Source organism: Methylocystis suflitae (assembly GCF_024448135.1).
Classification (GTDB): Bacteria; Pseudomonadota; Alphaproteobacteria; order Rhizobiales; family Beijerinckiaceae; genus Methylocystis; species Methylocystis suflitae.
On sequence record NZ_JAMRYX010000130.1, the window covers coordinates 1 to 551 of the forward strand.

Sequence of the window (551 nt, forward strand, 5' to 3'; positions counted from 1 at the left end):
GCAACCACGGGATCAAGCATCCAGCCGGCAATAGAAATCACGACGCCGGTCGGCCCTTGTACTTGAAGGAATGAGCCAGTTGCACGCTGCTCAACCCGACGAACCAGAACCTTGCTGCCGCAATATGGATGCCATCGGTAGTGGACTTCCAATTCCTGACCGACATGGGCAGAATGAACGGGTGATGGCGGTGGGCAGGAAAAACTACTTGTTCGCTGGTTCCGACGTCGGCGGCGACAATATCGCCGATGCGATGACGCTCATCGAAACGGCGAAAATATCAGGCCTCGATCCTGAAGCCTATCTCGCGGACGTGCTTGCGCGTATCAATGATCATCTCGTTACCCAGCTCCATCAGCTTCTTCCATGGAATTGGGCGCGCTCCATTGACGCGAAACGTGCAGCCGCTTGATCCTGATGAACGGCGGTCTTTATCGGCCGGTTACGGATCAAGACCATCGCCGGACGGGAAAAGACCAGCTGGACGCCTCCAATAACCTGTTTTCTGGGGTCGATAGCGCGGCATGACGCGGACCGACGTCTTCGCGCAG

At 56.8% G+C, this 551-nt stretch carries 1 pseudogene; it reads left to right on the top strand.

From position 1 onward, the window contains the following. Positions 1-178 precede the first annotated feature (178 nt). Positions 179-412 (top strand): annotated as a pseudogene (locus NEI07_RS10210) (transposase domain-containing protein); the annotation flags it as partial. Positions 413-551: the final 139 nt, after the last annotated feature.